This is a genomic window from Ideonella aquatica (assembly GCF_018069755.1).
GTDB classification, from domain to species: domain Bacteria; phylum Pseudomonadota; class Gammaproteobacteria; order Burkholderiales; family Burkholderiaceae_C; genus Ideonella; species Ideonella aquatica.
The window spans coordinates 396,581-413,346 of the sequence record NZ_JAGQDE010000001.1 but is presented as its reverse complement, the minus strand read 5'-3'; the positions used below and the strand labels follow the sequence as shown (position 1 = coordinate 413,346).

The window sequence follows — 16,766 nt, the reverse complement described above, 5'->3', positions numbered from 1 at the left end:
TTCTGGCGCGGCTGGCAGGATTCGAACCCACGACCCCTTGGTTCGTAGCCAAGTACTCTATCCAACTGAGCTACAGCCGCATTGCACTCAGCGCATGACTCTTTGGTAAGAGCCGCTTGCCGTCTGCAGAAGCTAGCAGTATAGCAGGCTTTTTTCTGCGTTGGCAAGCTGCCTGCTGATTGGCGCTCAGTCGAGTTGCGCGGCGCGCTGCTCGTGGCGGGCGGCGGTGGTCTCGTCGTCCTGTTCGCGGGCCAGTTGGGCCAGGCGGCGCAGGGCGTCGCGGCGCACACGGGCAGGCAAGTCGTCGGCGGCGGCCGTTTGTTCCAGCGGCCGGCGGGCCTTGCCCCACAGCTGGCGCTCGGCGAAGACGGCGCCGGCAGCGGCCACCAGCGGGGCCTCGTGGCCGTGGCGGGCCAGGGCGGTTTCCACGCGGTTGAGCCAATCGGTGCCGGCGCCCGCGGCGCAGGCCACCAGGGCCAGCGACAGTTCCTTGCGCGCGTCGGGCTCCAGGCGGGCGATCTGGTCCCAGGCGGACTGCAGCCACTGGCGGCCCTGCTCGGGGTGGCCCAGGTCACAGGCGCGGCGGGCGGCGCGGGCCAGCACCCAGGCGTCGGCGCGCTCGCTGGCGTCCAGCGCCTGCCAGACCTGCTGCAGTTGCTGAAGGTCGTAGCCGACCTCCAGTGCCTCGATGGCCAGCGAGCGCAGCAGCGAGCGCGCAGCCTCGGCCGAGAAGCCCTGGTGCTTGGCCAGCAGGCGCGCGGTCTGCAGAGCCATCAGCGGCTGGCGCTTCAGCCGCGCCGCCTGCAGACGCAGGCGCAGCGCCTGTGTACGGCGGGCCACGCCCGGCGGCAGCTCGCCCAGCAGCGCCAGGCTGCGCGCTGCGTCGCGGTCATCCAGGGCCCACTCGGCAGCCAGTAGTTGCACGCCGTCGGCGGCCGCGCCGGGCAGCTTGCCCTCCTTGACCAGCGCCAGCGTCTGGCGCACACGCTCGTCGCGACCCCGGCGGTCCTGAAGGCGATGCTGGCCGCTGGCCGCCGCCATCTGGGCCAGCACCGAAAACCCAACGTCGTCCTTCAGCTCCGGAACCTCGGCCTGCAGCTCCAGCGCACGCTGCGCGGCCCGTTGGGCGCGCGCATAGCGGGCGGCCAGCAGCTCGCGCCAGGCTTCGCGCAGCGCGGCGTGGGCGGCGCGTTCGCGTTTGAGCAGGCGCCACTCACGCGCCCGTCCCGGCAGGCTCAGCAGACCACTGGCGGCCTGCAGCGCGGCAAAGGTCAGCAGCACGGCACCCAGCAACAGCAGCAGGAACAGGTTCAGTGACAGGTCCAGGCGCCACTGGTCATAGAAGACCGAGACCAGCGCATCATTGCGACCCAGCACGGTGGCCGACACCACGGCCACGGTGAAGATCAACACCAGCCAGATCAGCGAACGCATCGATCAGCGTCCTGCCACGGCAGCGGCCAGCGCCGCCAGCGTTTCTTCGGGCCGCGGCAGGCTGACCTGGCGGGCCTGCTGGGCCACCTGGCGGGCCAGTTCGCTGGTGGACTGCACGCGGCGCGAGCTGCGGTCAAAGTAGCGCTCCAGCATCTGCTGGGCTTGAGCCAGGTCGGCCTGGGCCAGATCGAACTGGCGCGACAGCAGCGACAGCCGAGCATTGAGCAGCCGCAGCTTGAGGTTCTCGCGCAGGAAGAAGCCCTGCTCGGGCGACATCAGCGCCGCCTCGGGGCGATCGATACGCGTGACCCTCAGCAGCGAGCGCGCCTCCAGCCAGACCGCGGCACTGAAGCGATTCCAGACCTCACGCCAGGCGACACCGTCGAGCTCGGGCGCCGAGGCCCGCGCCGCCGGTGTGGCCGCAGACGCACTGGCCGCCGGGTGGCCAGGCGCGCGCCGGTCGGGTGTGGTCAGCAGCGGCAGATCGTCGACCTGGCGCACCGCCTCGTCCAGGCGCACGGCCAGCGCGGGCACATCCACCACCTGGGCGGCGCGCACGCGTTCCAGGTCACGCACCACGGCGCGGCGCACACGCTCCATGCGTGGCTGGTTGTAGCGGGCCAGGCGCTCGTCGGCCTGTCTCAGCGCGGCCACCAGTGGCTCGGCGCTGCCGGTGATCGCCGACTGTTGCAGCGCGACGCGCAGCGAGGCCTCGAGGTCGGCCAGCACGTTCTCGTCGCGCGAGCGCGACATCGACTGCATCAGCTCCTCGACCTGGCTGCGCTGCAGTGCGGTCTCGGCCACGCGGGCTTCGAGCACGCCCAGCTTGCCTTGCAGCTCGGTGCCCGCCTCCTGCGCCTGGCGGGCCAAGAGTCGGGCTTCGGTGGCCAGATCCTGGCTGCCCTGCTGACGGCGCACCAGCTCCTGCTCGAGCTGTTTCACGCGCTGCTGGGTGTTCCAGGCCAGCACCGCGGCAGCCACGCTGGCGGCGCCCACGGCGGCCAGGCCGAGCGACCGCCAAGGCACGGTCTGTACGGGGGCCGGTGTTGCCGGCGGCGCAAGCGGCGCCGCAGCCGACACAGGGGCTTGGGCCGGGGTCTCGGGGGACTGGGGATCAGGGCTCGCCATTGGGCGTCGATTGTATCGACCGCCCCTGGGCCAGCGCCTGCGCCACCGCCTCGACGCCCACACCGATCAGTTGCACCTCACCCAGGCCCAGCAACTGTGCCGCGGCGGCGATGCGCGGATGCGTCACCAGGCCGCGCGAGCGTGACCAGTCGGCACCGGGCGCGGCGGCCGCCAGATACTCCAGACCCTCGCTGCTGCTGAACAGCCAGCAATGCGCCTGCGGCGCGGCCAATGCGTCGGCCAGCCCCTGCTGCTGCTCGGGGGTCCAGCGGGCCGCGCCGCGCGCATAGCCCTGCACCAGTTGCACCTGGGCGCCGGCGGCGCGGGCGGTGTCGGCAAACCAGTCGCGGCCGCCCTCTCCTCGCACGATCCAGACCGGGCGGCCGCGCCAGTCCTCGCGCGACAGCTGTTGCCACAGGTGCTCGGAATCGAAGGCGGCGGCATCGGCCGCGGGCGCGACGATGGCCTCGGCCGCCACGCCCTGGTCGCGCAGCGCCCGCACCGTGCCCGGGCCGGTCGCGCCGGCGCGCACGCCGTCGGGCCAGGCCCCGTCAAAGAAACCCGCCGCGGCGCTTTGCAGCACGGCGTTGGGGCTGACGAACATCACCAACGCGCCGGGCACCAGCGCCTGACGCGCTGCCCGCAGCGGCGCCGGATCGGGCGCCGGCCCCACGGCCAGCAGCGGCAAGGCCCGCGCGCGCAGGCCCAGCGCCTGCAGGCGCCGCACCCAGTCGCTGGCCTGGGGCTCAGGCCGCGTGACCAGCAGCAGCGGCCCGGCGGGCGCCGGGCTCATGCCGCCGCGCCGGCGGCCAGGTAGGCGTCGCCGCCCTGTTGGCGCAGCTGCGCAGCAGCCGCCTGGCCCAGCGCCTCGGCGGTTGCGGTGTCGGCCACCGGGCCGCTCAGGCGGGCGCGCAGCAGCGGCTGCGACGGATCGGCGGCGTTGCCCAGGGCCACGTCGAGTTGCATCTGGCCAGCGGTCACCACGGCGTGCGCAGCCAGCGGCACCGAGCAGCTACCGCCCAGGGCGCGCGATACCGCGCGCTCGGCATGCGTGGCCAGCCAGGTGGGCGTGTGGATGAAGGCCTGCAGCGCCTGGCGCAGCGCGGCATCGTCCTCGCGCACCTCCAGGCCCAGTGCGCCCTGGCCGGCGGCGGGGATCATGCGCTGCTCATTGAAGACGGCGCGGATGCGCTCGCCCAGGCCCAGGCGCTTCAGGCCCGCCGCCGCCAGCACGATGGCGTCGTAGCCGCCTTCATCGAGCTTGCGCAGCCGGGTGTCGAGGTTGCCGCGCAGCGGCTCGATGCGCAGGTCGGGCCGCAGGGCCTTGAGTTGCACCACGCGACGCAGGCTGGAGGTGCCGACGCAGGCGCCCTGGGGCAGCGCGTCGACGTCCTCGTAGCGGCTGGAGACGAAGGCGTCGCGCGGGTCTTCGCGCTCCAGGATGGCGGCCAGCACGAAGCCGGCCGGCAGGTCCATCGGCACGTCCTTCAGCGAGTGCACCGCCAGGCGGGCGCGGCCGTCTTCCAGCGCGGTTTCCAGCTCCTTGACGAACAGGCCCTTGCCGCCCACCTTGGACAGGCTGCGATCGAGGATCTGGTCACCGCGGGTGGTCATGCCCAGCAGCTCGGCCTTCAGCGACAGCTCGGCCGCCAGGCGGTCGCGCACATGTTCGGCCTGCCACAGCGCCAGGCGGCTCTCGCGGGTGGCGATGACGACGGTGTCGGGTTGAGAAGAATTCATGTTGGCGGATTATCCGCGCTGGCACCACTCCTGCTACGATTGCCGATTGGTAACTTGGTTACTTCATTCGGAGTCGTCCATGCCCCGCGCCGAAAAACGCACCGCCAGCCGCCCCAAGCGCACCAAGACCGTGCCGTCTGCACAGGGAAGGAGCACGCAGGACGGCGACGCCGCCAGCAAGAACAAGCCCCTGATGGAGGACATCCGGTTACTTGGCCGCATCCTGGGCGACGTGATCCGCGAGCAAGAAGGCCGCGCCGCCTTCGACCTGATCGAGCGGGTGCGGCAGCTGTCGGTGGCCTTCCGGCTGAAGAAGGACGCCTCGGCCGGCCGGGTGCTGGACCGCCTGCTGAAGAACCTGTCGGCTGACCAGACGGTCAGCGTGATCCGCGCCTTCAGCTACTTCTCGCACCTGGCCAACATCGCCGAGGACCGCCACCACGTGCGCCGCCGCGAAGTCCATGAGGCCGCCGGCACCCACCAGGAGGGCTCGCTGGCCCACTGCTTCGAGAAGCTCGCCCGCGCCGATCACCGCGCCGCCGACATTGCCGAAGCGCTGCAGCAGGCCTACATCTCGCCGGTGCTCACCGCCCACCCGACCGAGGTGCAGCGCACCTCCATCCTCGACGCCGAGCGCGCCATCGCCCAGCTGATCGAGCGCCGCGACGCGCTGCACTCAGAGGCCGAGCGCCAGGAGAACGAAGACTTGATCCGCGCCCGCGTGACGCAGCTGTGGCAAACCCGCATGCTGCGCTACGCCAAGCTCACCGTCTCGGACGAGATCGAGAACGCGCTCAGCTACTACCACGCCACTTTCCTGCGCCAGATCCCGCGCATGTACCGCGAGATCGAACAGGCCCTGCCCGGTCACGCGGTGCCCGGCTTCTTCCGCATGGGCCACTGGATCGGTGGCGACCGCGACGGCAATCCCAATGTCACCGCCGACACCCTGCGCCTGGCGCTGCGCCGCCAGGGCGAGACCGCGCTGCGCCACTACCTGACCGAGGTGCATACGCTGGGCGCCGAGCTGTCGATCTCGAACATCCTGTCGCCGGTCACCCCCGAGATGCAGGCGCTGGCCGAGCGCTCGCCCGACCGCAACCCCCACCGCGAGGACGAGCCCTACCGCCGCGCGCTGATCGGCATGTACGCCCGCCTGGCCGCCACGCTGCACGAGCTCACCGGCACCGAGGCGCTGCGCCATGCGGTGGCGCCGCAGAACCCGTACCTCAACGCCGACGAGTTCCTGGCCGACCTGCGGGTGATCGAGGCCTCGCTGCGCAGCCACCACGCCCAGGCACTGGTGGCGCCGCGGCTGGCGCCACTGATCCGCGCGGTGCAGGTCTTCGGTTTCCACCTGGCCACGGTGGACCTGCGGCAAAGCTCCGACCAGCATGAGCTGGTGGTGGCTGAACTGCTGAAGCTGGCCCGCATCGAGCCCGACTACGCCGCGCTGGACGAAGCCGCCCGCCGGGCGCTGCTGCTGCGCCTGCTGGGCGATGCCCGCCCGCTGCGGGTGCGCGCCGCCGAGTACTCCGCGCTGGCCCAGGGCGAGCTGGCCATCTTCGAAGCCGCCGCCGAAGGCCGCGCCCGCTTCGGCCCCGAGGCCATCCGCCACTACATCATCAGCCACACCGAGACCGTCTCCGACCTGCTCGAGGTGCTGCTGCTGCAGAAGGAAACCGGCCTGCTGCGCGGCGTGCTGGGCGAGGACGACGTGGTGGCCGACCTGATCGTCTCGCCGCTGTTCGAGACCATCGCCGACCTGCGCCATGCACCCGACATCATGCGCGAGTTCTATGCGCTGCCTGGCGTGGCGGCGCTGATCCGCCGCAGCGGCGGCGAACAGGACGTGATGCTGGGCTACTCCGACAGCAACAAGGACGGCGGCTTCTTCACCAGCAACTGGGAGCTCTACCGCGCCGAGATCGCGCTGGTCGAGCAGTTCAGCGCGATGTCGGCCGAGCATGGCATCCGCCTGCGCCTGTTCCATGGCCGCGGCGGCACCGTGGGCCGCGGCGGCGGCCCCAGCTACCAGGCCATCCTGGCCCAGCCCCCCGGCACGGTCAACGGCCAGATCCGCCTGACCGAGCAAGGCGAGGTGATCGCCTCCAAGTACGCCCACCCCGAGATCGGCCGGCGCAACCTGGAGACCCTGGTGGCCGCCACGCTGGAAGCCACGCTGCTGCACCCCACCAAGGCCGCGCCCAAGGCCTTCCTGGAGGCCGCCGAGGCGCTCAGCCAGGCCAGCATGGCGGCCTACCGCGCGCTGGTCTACGAGACCCCGGGCTTCACCGACTACTTCTTCGCCGCCACGCCGATCCGCGAGATCGCCGAGCTCAACATCGGCTCGCGCCCGGCCTCGCGCAAGGCCACCCGCGCGATCGAGGACCTGCGTGCCATTCCCTGGGGCTTCAGCTGGGGCCAATGCCGGGTGGCGCTGCCAGGCTGGTGCGGCTTCGGCTCGGCCGTCGATGCCTACCTGGGCCAGGAGCCCAAGGCCCGCGCCCAGCGCCTGGAGCTGCTGCAGAAAATGGTGCGCCAGTGGCCCTTCTTCCGCACCCTGCTGTCCAACCTGGACATGGTGATGGCCAAGAGCGACCTGCGGATTGCCGCGCGCTATGTGGAGCTGGTCGAGGACAAGCGCCTGGGCAAGAAGATCTTCACCGCCGTCAAGGCCGAGTGGGACCGCACCGCCGAAGCCCTGTCACTGATCACCGGCGAAGCCGCGCGCCTGCAGAGCAACCCCGCGCTGGCGCGCTCGATCGAGCACCGTTTCCCTTATCTGGACCCGCTGAACCACCTGCAGGTCGAGCTGATGCGGCGCTACCGCAAGCAGCGCGACACCGACCCGCACGCCGAGCGCGTGCGCCGCGGCATCCACCTCTCGATCAACGGCATCGCGGCCGGCCTGCGCAACACCGGCTGATCAGTCCGAGGGCCGCAGCGATCGCAGGTGGGCCAGCTCGCCCATCTGCACACTGCGCTCCAGCCAGGCGCTGCCGCGCTGATGCGCGCGGCACTCGCCGGGGCTGCCCGGGGGGTGTTCCAGCCTCAGGGGGTTGAAGAGCGCCTCCAGTTGCTCGCGCTCGGCCTTCAGGGCCGCCAGGCGCTCTGCGGGCCAGCGCGCCTGGCGCCCCAAGCCGGTGGCCACGGCCCACGACAACAGATCCGGCGCATCGCGCAGCAGGCGCTCGGCCAGGCGCTCGCAGGCCTGCTGGCGATTGGCCTGCCCGGCGGCTCCGGCGTCCCGGCAGTGTTCGAACATCGCCGCATTCGGACCCTGCAGCCTGGCGACACTGCCCAGCAACTGCAGTTGGAGGCTCAGGCGCGGCAGGCCCTGCCACTCGGCGGGCAGCAGCGCGACCACATGGCGGGCCACCCAGGCGCTGGGGGGACGGTTGTGCGCCGCCTGAGTGGCCTGGTGGAAGGCGACCACCACGCCAGCCGGGTCACCGGCCTCCTGGGCCACCTGAGCCTGCGCCAGCCATCCCGCCGCGTTGTCGGGCTCCAGCGCCACCCAACGCGCCGACAGCTCAGCCCGACAGGCCGGTGGCTGCGGCGCCGATGCGCACTGGCTCAGGGCCAACGCCACCACCGCGGGATCCTGGCTGGCCTGGGCCAGGCTCAACAGTTTCTCCGAGGCCTGGTCACGCCGGGGCGCCGCCCGCTCGACGCGCTCTTGCGCTTGCTGAAGGGCCGTCTGACAGCCTCGGCCCGTGCAGTCCTGCAAGGCGGGCTCGATGACATTGAAGGGCGTGGACGCCAGCCACCAGCCTACCGCCTGGTCCAGCTCGGATGAGGATTGCTGCAATGTGCTCACCACTTGCCGGCCCAGCGCCCGGTCGACGCGGGCCCGGGCGACGGCATCGGGCAGCGCGTCGTCGCCCAGCCAGGGGCCGTAGCCGCAAGCCGGTCCCAGCGCCGGCAGCTCAGGATCGACTGGATCAGCGACTTCGCCACGGGCGGCTCTGACCCCCGCGGTGGACGCCGAGGGCACCCTTGGCGCGACAGCCTGGGAGGCCGCTGGCACCGCCTGGTCCGTGACCGCCGGCATGGCCTCGGGCCACCGCATCCACAGCAGCCACAGCCCGATGGCCAGGCCGGCGCCGACGCCCACCCAGCGACGCTTCACGCCGCCCCGCCGGCCAGCGCATCCCGCACGGCCGACAACTGGCGCCGCGACACCGGCAGCCACTCGCCGGTGGGCTCAACCTGCACGGCCCAGCCCTCGCCGGTGTCCTCACCAGTGTCCAGCGGATGGCGGGCCAGCGCCCGCACCGCCTGGCGCGCCACCAGCACACTGCGGTGGATGCGGATCACCGCCTCGCCCAGGCGCTGCTCCAGCTCACCCAGCGAGTCGTCCAGCACATAGCTGTGCGAGCGCGTGCGCAGCGTGACGTACTTCATCTCGGCGCGCAGGTACACCAGTTCCGACAGCGGGATGCGCAGCACGCGGCCGCGGTCGCTGACCACCAGCATGGGCCGCTCATCGACCGGCGCCGTGGGGACGGGACGTTGACCGCGTCGCGCCGCGACGCGCTGCACGGCCTGGGCCAATCGCTCGCGGCGCACCGGCTTGGTCAGGTAGTCCACCGCCTCCAGCTCGAAAGCGCGCAGCGCGTGCTCGGCATGGGCGGTGACGAAGACCACGGCCGGCGCCGGTTGCTGCTCGCGCAGCCGCTCGGCCAGGCCCAAGCCATCCAGGCCGGGCATGTGGATGTCCAGCAGGACCAGGTCCACCGGCTGACGGGCCAGCGCGTGCAGGGCTTCGGCGGCGCTCCCAGCCTCGGCCAGCACCTGCAGCCGAGGCTGGGTGGCGTCGGCCAGCAGGCCGCGCAGGCGCATGCGGGCCAAGGGCTCGTCGTCGACGATCAGCACGGTCAACACGGTGTCGGGCATGTTCACTCCGCCGGCAGCGACAGGCTCACCCGCCAGCGGCCGTCCTCGATGATGCCGCTGTGCAGGTCGGCGTCCAGGTCATGCAGCAGGCGCAGGCGCTCGCGCACGCTGGCCAGACCGATGCCGTGCCCCGGGCGGGGCGGGGCGTCCACCGGCACGGTGTTGGTGACCGACAGCAGCACGCGGTCGCGCCGGCGACGGCTGCGCACCTCGATCGTGCCGCCGCGCGCGGCCGGCTCCACACCGTGGCGCACCGCGTTCTCCACCAGCGGCTGCAGCGCCAGCGTGGGCAGGCGCGCCGAAGCGGCATTGGGGTCCAGGTCCCAGCGCACGCACAGGCGCGCGCCGAAGCGCAGCTCCTCGATCGACAGGTAGCGGCGCGCCAGTTCGGCCTCTTCGGCCAGCGTGGAGGCGCGGTTGAGCGTGCCCAGCGTGGCGCGGAACAGCTCGGCCAGGTCTTCCAGTACCTCTTCAGCGCGGCGCGGGTCGTGCTGCACCAGTGCGATCGCGGTGTTCAGCGTGTTGAACAGGAAGTGCGGACGGATGCGGGTCTGCAGGTCAGCCAGTTGCGCGGCAGCAGTGGCCGGCAGACGCGCCCGCTCGCGCCAGCGCACCGTGCGCACCATCAGCAGTGCCAGCGCGCCGCCGGCCAGTGCCGGCGCCAGCAGCGTGGACGGACGAGGCGCCAGGCGCCACTGGTCCAGCACCAACCACACCAGTGCCGCCGCCAGCGCTCCGGCCAGCGCCTGCAACGGGGCCACCCAGTCCGGCCGCCGCTGCGCCAGCAACTGGCCGGCCGCACAGGCCAGCAGCAGCCACAGCAAGGTCGATGGCACCACCCACGGGGCCCAGGAGCCCATGGCCAGCGCCCAGTCGAGCGGACGAGGATGGCTGAAAGCCAGCCCGATGGCCGTGACGCTCACCGCCACCAGCAGCGCCCGCAGCACCATGCCGACGCGGCACAGCGGCCCCAGCGAGGCCGGCTCGGCCGCGCTGACGCCGGCTTCGACCGCGTCGCGCAGGTCGTCGAACAACGTGCTGTGTCCGGTGTCGGGGGCGGTGCTCACGCGCGGATTCTCGCCCGGTTCGTAGAATGCGCGTTTTCCCCGAACTCCCCGTGGCACGATGAGCGGCAACCAACTCGACAAGAAATCCCAGGCCTGGTCGGCCCTGTTCTCGGAGCCGATGAGCGAGCTGGTCAAGCGCTACACCTCCAGCGTGTTCTTTGACAAGCGCCTGTGGGCCGCCGACATCGACGGCAGCCTGGCCCACGCCGAGATGCTGGCCACCCAGGGCGTGATCAGCGCCCAGGACCTGGCCGACATTCAGCGCGGCATGGCGCAGATCCGCGCCGAGATCGAGTCCGGTGCCTTCGAGTGGAAGCTCGAGCTGGAGGATGTGCACCTGAACATCGAGGCCCGCCTGACCCAGCTGGTGGGCGATGCCGGCAAGCGCCTGCACACCGGCCGCAGCCGCAACGACCAGGTGGCCACCGACGTGCGCCTGTGGCTGCGCGGCGAGATCGACCAGATCGCCGAGCTGCTGGCCGACATGCAGCGCGCCCTGGTGGCGGTGGCCGCGCAGAACACCGAGACCGTGATGCCGGGCTTCACCCACCTGCAGGTGGCGCAGCCGGTGAGCTTTGCGCACCACCTGCTGGCCTATGTGGAGATGTTTGCCCGCGACGCCGAACGCCTGGCCGACCTGCGCAAGCGGGTCAACCGCCTGCCGCTGGGCGCCGCCGCGCTGGCCGGCACCAGCTACCCGCTGGACCGCGAGCGCGTGGCCCGCACGCTGGGCTTCGAGGCCGTGTGCCAGAACAGCCTGGACGCCGTCAGCGACCGCGACTTCACGATCGAGTTCAGCGCCTTCGCCAGCCTGGTGATGGTGCACGTCTCGCGCCTGGCGGAAGAAATCGTGCTGTGGATGAGCCAGAACTTCGGCTTCATCAACCTGAGTGATCGCTACTGCACCGGCTCGTCGATCATGCCGCAGAAGCGCAATCCCGACGTGGCCGAGCTGGCGCGCGGCAAGAGTGGCCGCGTGGTGGGCCACCTGATGGGCCTGATCACGCTGATGAAGGGCCAGCCGCTGGCCTACAACAAGGACAACCAGGAAGACAAGGAGCCGCTGTTCGACACCGTGGACACGGTCAAGGACACGCTGCGCATCATGGCCGAAATGGTGGGTGGCGAGCTGGCGGCCGATGGCTCGCGCAGCGGTGGACTCACCGTGAAAGCCGAGGCCATGCAGGCCGCCGCGCTGCGCGGCTACGCCACCGCCACCGACCTGGCCGACTACCTGGTCAAGAAGGGCCTGCCTTTCCGCGATGCCCACGAGGTCGTGGCCCATGCGGTGAAGGAAGGCCTGCGCGCCGGCCTGGACCTGGCCGAGCTGCCGCTGGCCACGCTGCAGGGCTTTGACGCCCGCATTGGCGAGGATGTGTTCGAGGTGCTGACGCTGCGCGGCTCGATGGACGCGCGCCGCACACTGGGTGGCACGGCACCCGAGCAGGCACGCGCCCAGATCGAGCGGCACCTGGCACGCCTGGGCTGAGCCCGGTCGGCGCCGGGTTCGGCGCCGCCGGGCAGCGCCCGGGGATCAGTCGTCGACCTTGATCTCCGAGGCCAGCACGGTGCTGCCGTCGCTGGACAGCACGCCCTTGACCTCGATGCGCAGGCCGGCCACGAGCTGCGACTCAAGCAGGCCCTCCTTCAAGCGCGCGGTCGAGTAGTCCACCTTCTGCGCGCCCTTGCTCAACACCAGGGTCTTGCTCGCGGTGTTCACACTGGCGATGGCGCTGGTGATCTCCACCTCGGTGGGCTCGGTGCCGCCACCGCCGCCGCCGTCCTCGTCCTGCTTGATCTCGACCTTGGTGGCCCGCAGGACGCCGCCCTGCATCACGCCTTCGGCCTCGATCGTCATGCCCGCTGTCAGGGTGGTACCGCCTTCGAGCCGGGCCCCGCTGGCATCGATCGTGATGCCCTGCACCACCAGGCTGGACAGCGAGGTGTAGCTGGAGATCACACCCTCGACCTCCACCTCGGTGTCGTCTGCGGGCACCTTGGCGGTCGAGGTCTGGGCGCTCACCAGGGTCCAGGTGTTGGCCGCCACCGGCGTGGTGGCCAGTTTCAGCCGCAGCACCGCGCCCACCGCCAGGCCGTCGGGGGCGGTGGTGAAGCGGATGGTGGCGCCGCCCACGGTGAAGCTGTTGCTGCCCACGCTGCCGACCTTGCCATGCAGCCGCAGCGCGCTGACGCCGGAGCGGTGCTGGATGCGGGTGGCGGTGTAGCGCTGGTTGGCCACGTCGTACAGGCCGTAGACCTCGACCAGGTCACCCACGGCGACGGCACGGTCGGTGGCCGGCGTCGGCAGGATGGACACGGTCTGACCCAGGATGGTCAGCGTGCCGGCCACGTCGTCGCGCGCATCCACCCGGCCCAGCAATTCGCTGACCACGGTGATCGCCTTGGCGGTAGCGGTGGGCAGCGGCGTGGTGCTTCGGTCGAGGTTTTCGCCATCGATCTGCACCACCATGCCCAGCAACAGGTCCACTCTGGCACCGCTGTCGTCCTTGGCGGTGACGCCGGTGTCGTCATAGCGCACGCCATTGACGATGACCGAGCCGAAGCCGCTGATCGGCCCCGAGGCATACACCGGCTGCGTACCGGTGCCCTGTTCGGACACACCGCCGCCGCAGGCCACCAGCAGCGCCAGGCTGCCCAGCGCCGCGGCCAGCGCGCGGCGCAGCGGGAAGGGATGAAGAAGGTTCATGGTCGGACTTTCTGTGCGATGCCTCAGCGCGCCGGGGCCGATGGGTCGGCGGGCGGCTCCGAAGGCATGGTAGCGGGCGCCGGCGGGGGCGTCTCGGTCGCGTCATGATGGTAGATGCCCAGCAGCAGGCGTCGCCGCGGCTCATCGCTGTTGGCGCCTTCGTCGATCAGGCGTTCGAGCGCCGGCACCACGCGACCCCGGAACTCGGCCCAGTGTTCGGACACCAGGCGCTTGACCTCGGGCACAGCCGACGCTGGCACCTCGTGCGCCACCAGGGCCCGCTCGAAGAAGGGCTTGTCGTCGCGCAGCGCGTTCTCGACTGCGGCCATGAAGTGCGCACCGACGTTGTCGCCAAGCACCCGGATCAGGCGCGGCAGGTCGTTGGTGGGCACCGCGCCATCGCGCACGAAGGCGACCTTGGCGCCGTCCTCGACCAGCCGGCAGTAGCCCAGGCGCACCATGTCGTCCAGCAGACTGCGCGGGTGGACATCGGAGGTGATCTCCCGCGCCAGCGTCTCGAAGCTGGGCTTGGCGCCCTGGCGCGGCAGCGTGGCCGGCTGGCCCTGGCGGTCGCGGTAGTCGGGGTCGATCTGCCAATGCAGGTAGATCTCGGCCGCCACCGGCCGGCGTGGCCGGGCCTGCTGCAACTGGCCGTGGATCAGGCGGGTGACCTCGCGGCGGTTGATGCCGGTGGTGGCACTGACGCGGCTGACCTGGCGGTGCGGCTGGGTACCCGGATTGGCCTCGCGGGCGGCCTGCACGAAGGCCTGCTTGAGGCGCTCCTCGATGACACCGAAATGCACGCCGCGCGCCACGGCCAGCCGGGCCAGCGGCAGCAGCGTGGCGTTGGCGGCTTCCAGCATGGCCTGCTGGTCGGCCGGCAGTTCGTCGGGGAGTTCCTGGCTCATGGGCAAGTGAGATCTTACCGCCAAGCCCGTGGAAATGTGCGAATTACACACAGACCCACGGGCCGCTTGGGGCTATCCCATCGAGGTGACGGGGATGCGGTTCAGTCTTCGCGCGAAATGCGCCAGGCCATCAGCGTGTTGCCGTCCGACGACAGGCCGCCCTTGACCTCTACGCGCAGGCCGTCCACCAGCGACGCTTCGCTCAGGTCGCGCCATTCGCTGACCTGGCTGTAATCGACGCTCACGCCGCGCAGCGTGAAGCGCTGGTTGACGGTGTCCAGGCCGGAGAGTTGGCCGTGCAACTCGAAGTCCTCGCCATGGTGGCCGTCGTCGTCGTCCTCGAGCTTGACTTCGCGGGCCACCAGCACGCCGTCGCGCAGCGCACCCTCGACCTCGACGAAGGCGCCCAGCACGATGACCGAGCGGCCGTCCTTGAACTCGGCGCTGTCGGCATTGACCGGCATGCCGTCAACGCTGAACCGCGTGGCCGAGGTCCAGGCCGTGATGAAGCCCTTGACCTCGGTCTCCGAGCGGTCGTCACCCGAGCGGTGGCGACCGTCCTCCAGCGCGGTGGCCACCCACTGGCCCGCCACCTGGGTCGGCTGCACGCGCACCCGCAGCCAGGCGCCATTGGCCAGGGTGGTCGGGACGCTGGTGACGGCGGCGTAGTTGATGACGGCGCTGCCGATGCGGAAGGTCTGGGTCGAGGTGTCCAGCGACGACACCACACCGCGCAGCTTGAACTCGCTGCTGCTGCCCTCACGCTCGATGCGGGTGGCGATGTAGGCCCCCTGCGACGCGTCGTAGCGTGCATACACCTCGAGCAACTGGCCCACGCTGATGGCCGAGAGGCCGCCACCCAGGCTGTCGTCAAACACCGTGGTGGAGGTGATCAGCACGGTCTGACCCAGCATGCTCAGGCTTTGAGCGCCCGGGTTCACGGCGGTCACGCGGCCCTTGAGCTCGCTGCCGACATGGATGGTCAGCGCCGTGGCGCGGCCGCTGGCACGGTCGATCGAGCCGCCCTCGATCTCGACCTGGGCGCCCAGGCGCAGGTCGTCACGGGAGAGTCGGCCCCCCTTGTCATCGAGCACGGTGGCGGCGCTGTCGTCAAAGCGCACGCCGTTGACGATGATCGAGCCGAAGCCACTGATCACGCCCGAGGTGAATGAGACGGCGGGATTCGAGCCGCCGGTGTTGCCGGAGTCGTCGTTGCCGCCGCCGCCACCGCCGCCGCCGCAGGCCGCCAGGCCCAGGCTGAGGGTGAGGGCGCTGAGACGACCCAGGAATTGCCGACGAGCAGCGGCAGGAACGGAAGAACGGGATGCGATGCGGACCATGAGTCACTCCTCATGCCAGTACCCCTGCGGGGCACGCTGGCTGAATGGTGATTCCTGCATCCCTGCCCGATGCCTGAACCTGGATCCGGCCCGGGAGCCGGTGGTAGCGCTGTGAATCAGCGTGCTTGAATAATAAATGTGCTGTTTGCACTTTTCAAGAGGCATCACCAAAGACCTGTATCCTGGGATGGTCTTTCGATGCGGACCGCGGCGGCCACCCGCCGTGCCGGGCGTTCCTACAATGCCGACCATGACCGGGCCCGCCCCATGACAGCACCCTGCGCAGACCCGCTGCCTGAGGTGGTGGTGGTGGCCGTCGGCTCCCGTGGTGATGTGCTGCCGCTGGCCGCCGTGGCGCTGGCGCTGCAGCGCCGCGGCCGACGGGTGCGGATGCTGTGCCCGACCTCGCAGCAGGCCCCGCTGTCAGCGCTGGGCCTGGCCGTCTCGCCGCTGCTGAGCGCTGACGAGGAACACGCGCTGTTGGCCGATCCAGCACTGTGGCTGCCTGCCCGCGCCGCGCAGGCCCTGTGGCCGATGGCCCTGAGCGCCGCACAGGCCACGCTGGCCACGCTGCATCCGCTGGTACGCGCCGGCGCCCGACCCCTGCTGCTGGGCAGCACGCTGGCCCTGGGCGCGCGCCTCGCGGCCGAACGTTGGCGCCTGCCCTGGGTGACCGCCCACGGCGCGCCGGCCTGGCTGTTCAATCCGCACGACTTCCCGCACCTGCCGGGCGCCGCCTGGCTGCGTGCCCTGCCCGCCACCTGGCGCGCGCCAGCCTGGCGCTGGGCCGAGCGCACCTGGCTGGATCCGCTGCTGGACCCCGGCTGGGCGGCGCTGCGCCAAGCCTGGGACCTGCCCGCGCTGCCCGCGCGCCAACTGATCAGCCGCCAGCTGGCCAGCCCGGGCCCGCTGCTGGGCCTGTTCCCCGAGGGTTGGGCCGGCCCGCCGTGGACACGGCGCCTGCAGTGCACCGGCTTCACGCTGTTCGATGGCCACCCGGCCAATGCACCCTTGCCCGCGGGCTGGGCCGACTGGTTGGTCGAGCGCCGGCCGATCGTCGGGCTGGCTGGCAGCGCGATGTGGCAGGCCAGCGCCTGGCAGCACCGCCTGGCCCAGGCGGCCGAGCGCCTGGGCCGCCCGCTGCTGCTGCTGGGCCCGGCGCCGGCCGATGCCTGCTGGCCCGGCGATTGCCGCCACGCCGTGCAACTGCCGCTGCGCGCCGTGCTGCCGCACGCCGAGTTGCTGGTCAGCCACCCTGGCGTGGGCACCACCGCGCTGGCGCTGGCGGCGGGCGTGCCGCAGTTGCTGGTGCCCTGGGCCTTCGACCATGTCGACAACGCCGCGCGCCTGCAGCGCCTGGGTGTGGCGCGGGTGCTGCCGCCCACCGCCGGCGTCGGCCGGCTGGCGCGGCAGATCCAGACGCTGCGGACCGATGCCGCGCTGCGCGCGCACTGCCTGACCCTGGCGGCCACGCTGCCGGACGGGGAGCACGCCAGCGCTGCCGCGGCCGACGTGGTGGACGCCGCGATGCGCTGAACCG

The 16,766-nt window shown here is 71.6% G+C and carries 13 protein-coding genes and 1 tRNA gene; 3 read left to right on the top strand and 11 right to left on the bottom strand.

From position 1 onward, the window contains the following. Positions 1 to 3: 3 nt before the first annotated feature. The 5 genes from KAK06_RS01870 to hemC all read right to left on the bottom strand — a co-directional run bounded on the left by KAK06_RS01870 (position 4) and on the right by hemC (position 4,302). Positions 4 to 80: transfer RNA gene (locus tag KAK06_RS01870), tRNA-Arg, on the bottom strand. 106 nt (positions 81 to 186) lie between these two features. Beyond that, a complete protein-coding gene (locus tag KAK06_RS01865) occupies positions 187 to 1,434 on the bottom strand; it encodes a heme biosynthesis HemY N-terminal domain-containing protein (RefSeq protein WP_210800052.1) in 1,248 nt (415 codons plus the stop codon). A gap of 3 nt (positions 1,435 to 1,437) precedes the next feature. Next, complete coding sequence (locus tag KAK06_RS01860) at positions 1,438 to 2,460, bottom strand: uroporphyrinogen-III C-methyltransferase (RefSeq protein WP_310741013.1); 1,023 nt, start codon at positions 2,458 to 2,460, stop codon at positions 1,438 to 1,440. Between the two features lie 88 nt (positions 2,461 to 2,548). Continuing rightward, positions 2,549 to 3,355, bottom strand: coding sequence for a uroporphyrinogen-III synthase (locus KAK06_RS01855; protein WP_210800048.1), 807 nt, complete (start codon positions 3,353 to 3,355; stop codon positions 2,549 to 2,551). Continuing rightward, positions 3,352 to 4,302: a hydroxymethylbilane synthase gene (hemC, locus tag KAK06_RS01850; protein WP_210800047.1), complete on the bottom strand. Its 951-nt coding sequence runs from the start codon at positions 4,300 to 4,302 to the stop codon at positions 3,352 to 3,354. The genes KAK06_RS01855 and hemC overlap by 4 nt, the downstream gene beginning before the upstream one ends. A 79-nt stretch (positions 4,303 to 4,381) precedes the next feature. Between hemC and ppc the strand changes: the two genes are divergently transcribed. Beyond that, on the top strand, positions 4,382 to 7,231 hold the full coding sequence (ppc, locus tag KAK06_RS01845) for a phosphoenolpyruvate carboxylase (RefSeq protein WP_210800045.1): 2,850 nt from the start codon (positions 4,382 to 4,384) through the stop codon (positions 7,229 to 7,231). Here the strand turns inward: ppc and KAK06_RS01840 are convergent, their stop codons facing one another. Genes KAK06_RS01840 through KAK06_RS24470 form a run of 3 tightly spaced genes read right to left on the bottom strand, consistent with a single transcriptional unit; the run spans position 7,232 to position 10,271 of the window. Beyond that, the gene (locus tag KAK06_RS01840; protein WP_210800043.1) at positions 7,232 to 8,437 is read right to left on the bottom strand and encodes a hypothetical protein; all 1,206 of its coding nucleotides are present in this window, start codon (positions 8,435 to 8,437) and stop codon (positions 7,232 to 7,234) included. Continuing rightward, on the bottom strand, positions 8,434 to 9,204 hold the full coding sequence (locus KAK06_RS01835) for a LytR/AlgR family response regulator transcription factor (protein WP_210800042.1): 771 nt from the start codon (positions 9,202 to 9,204) through the stop codon (positions 8,434 to 8,436). Before KAK06_RS01835 ends, KAK06_RS01840 begins: the two co-directional genes overlap by 4 nt. Positions 9,205 to 9,206: 2 nt before the next feature. Beyond that, entirely contained in the window at positions 9,207 to 10,271 is a 1,065-nt protein-coding gene (locus KAK06_RS24470) for a sensor histidine kinase (RefSeq protein WP_210800040.1), read from the bottom strand. A 58-nt stretch (positions 10,272 to 10,329) separates the two neighbouring features. Here KAK06_RS24470 and argH point away from each other — a divergent pair, with 58 nt between their 5' ends. Continuing rightward, on the top strand, positions 10,330 to 11,760 hold the full coding sequence (argH, locus tag KAK06_RS01825) for an argininosuccinate lyase (RefSeq protein ID WP_210800038.1): 1,431 nt from the start codon (positions 10,330 to 10,332) through the stop codon (positions 11,758 to 11,760). Between the two features lie 45 nt (positions 11,761 to 11,805). On the opposite strand, the gene KAK06_RS01820 is transcribed toward argH, so the two are convergent. From KAK06_RS01820 to KAK06_RS01810, 3 genes are all read right to left on the bottom strand, one after another. After that, on the bottom strand, positions 11,806 to 12,978 hold the full coding sequence (locus KAK06_RS01820; protein ID WP_210800037.1) for a DUF5666 domain-containing protein: 1,173 nt from the start codon (positions 12,976 to 12,978) through the stop codon (positions 11,806 to 11,808). 23 nt (positions 12,979 to 13,001) lie between these two features. Further along, positions 13,002 to 13,886, bottom strand: coding sequence for a DUF6502 family protein (locus tag KAK06_RS01815; RefSeq protein ID WP_210800035.1), 885 nt, complete (start codon positions 13,884 to 13,886; stop codon positions 13,002 to 13,004). Between the two features lie 101 nt (positions 13,887 to 13,987). Beyond that, positions 13,988 to 15,226, bottom strand: coding sequence for a DUF5666 domain-containing protein (locus tag KAK06_RS01810; RefSeq protein ID WP_210800033.1), 1,239 nt, complete (start codon positions 15,224 to 15,226; stop codon positions 13,988 to 13,990). A 267-nt stretch (positions 15,227 to 15,493) separates the two neighbouring features. Between KAK06_RS01810 and KAK06_RS01805 the strand changes: the two genes are divergently transcribed. Continuing rightward, positions 15,494 to 16,762: a glycosyltransferase gene (locus tag KAK06_RS01805; RefSeq protein ID WP_210800031.1), complete on the top strand. Its 1,269-nt coding sequence runs from the start codon at positions 15,494 to 15,496 to the stop codon at positions 16,760 to 16,762. Positions 16,763 to 16,766 lie beyond the last annotated feature (4 nt).

What these genes read in the sequence shown, in the direction of transcription:
- KAK06_RS01865 (WP_210800052.1), bottom strand. Translation starts at nt 1,434, where the DNA reads ATGCGTTCGCTGATCTGGCTGGTGTTGATCTTCACCGTGGCCGTGGTG.
- KAK06_RS01855 (WP_210800048.1), bottom strand. Translation starts at nt 3,355, where the DNA reads ATGAGCCCGGCGCCCGCCGGGCCGCTGCTGCTGGTCACGCGGCCTGAG.
- hemC (WP_210800047.1), bottom strand. Translation starts at nt 4,302, where the DNA reads ATGAATTCTTCTCAACCCGACACCGTCGTCATCGCCACCCGCGAGAGC.
- ppc (WP_210800045.1), top strand. Translation starts at nt 4,382, where the DNA reads ATGCCCCGCGCCGAAAAACGCACCGCCAGCCGCCCCAAGCGCACCAAG.
- KAK06_RS01835 (WP_210800042.1), bottom strand. Translation starts at nt 9,204, where the DNA reads ATGCCCGACACCGTGTTGACCGTGCTGATCGTCGACGACGAGCCCTTG.
- argH (WP_210800038.1), top strand. Translation starts at nt 10,330, where the DNA reads ATGAGCGGCAACCAACTCGACAAGAAATCCCAGGCCTGGTCGGCCCTG.
- KAK06_RS01820 (WP_210800037.1), bottom strand. Translation starts at nt 12,978, where the DNA reads ATGAACCTTCTTCATCCCTTCCCGCTGCGCCGCGCGCTGGCCGCGGCG.
- KAK06_RS01815 (WP_210800035.1), bottom strand. Translation starts at nt 13,886, where the DNA reads ATGAGCCAGGAACTCCCCGACGAACTGCCGGCCGACCAGCAGGCCATG.
- KAK06_RS01810 (WP_210800033.1), bottom strand. Translation starts at nt 15,226, where the DNA reads ATGGTCCGCATCGCATCCCGTTCTTCCGTTCCTGCCGCTGCTCGTCGG.
- KAK06_RS01805 (WP_210800031.1), top strand. Translation starts at nt 15,494, where the DNA reads ATGACAGCACCCTGCGCAGACCCGCTGCCTGAGGTGGTGGTGGTGGCC.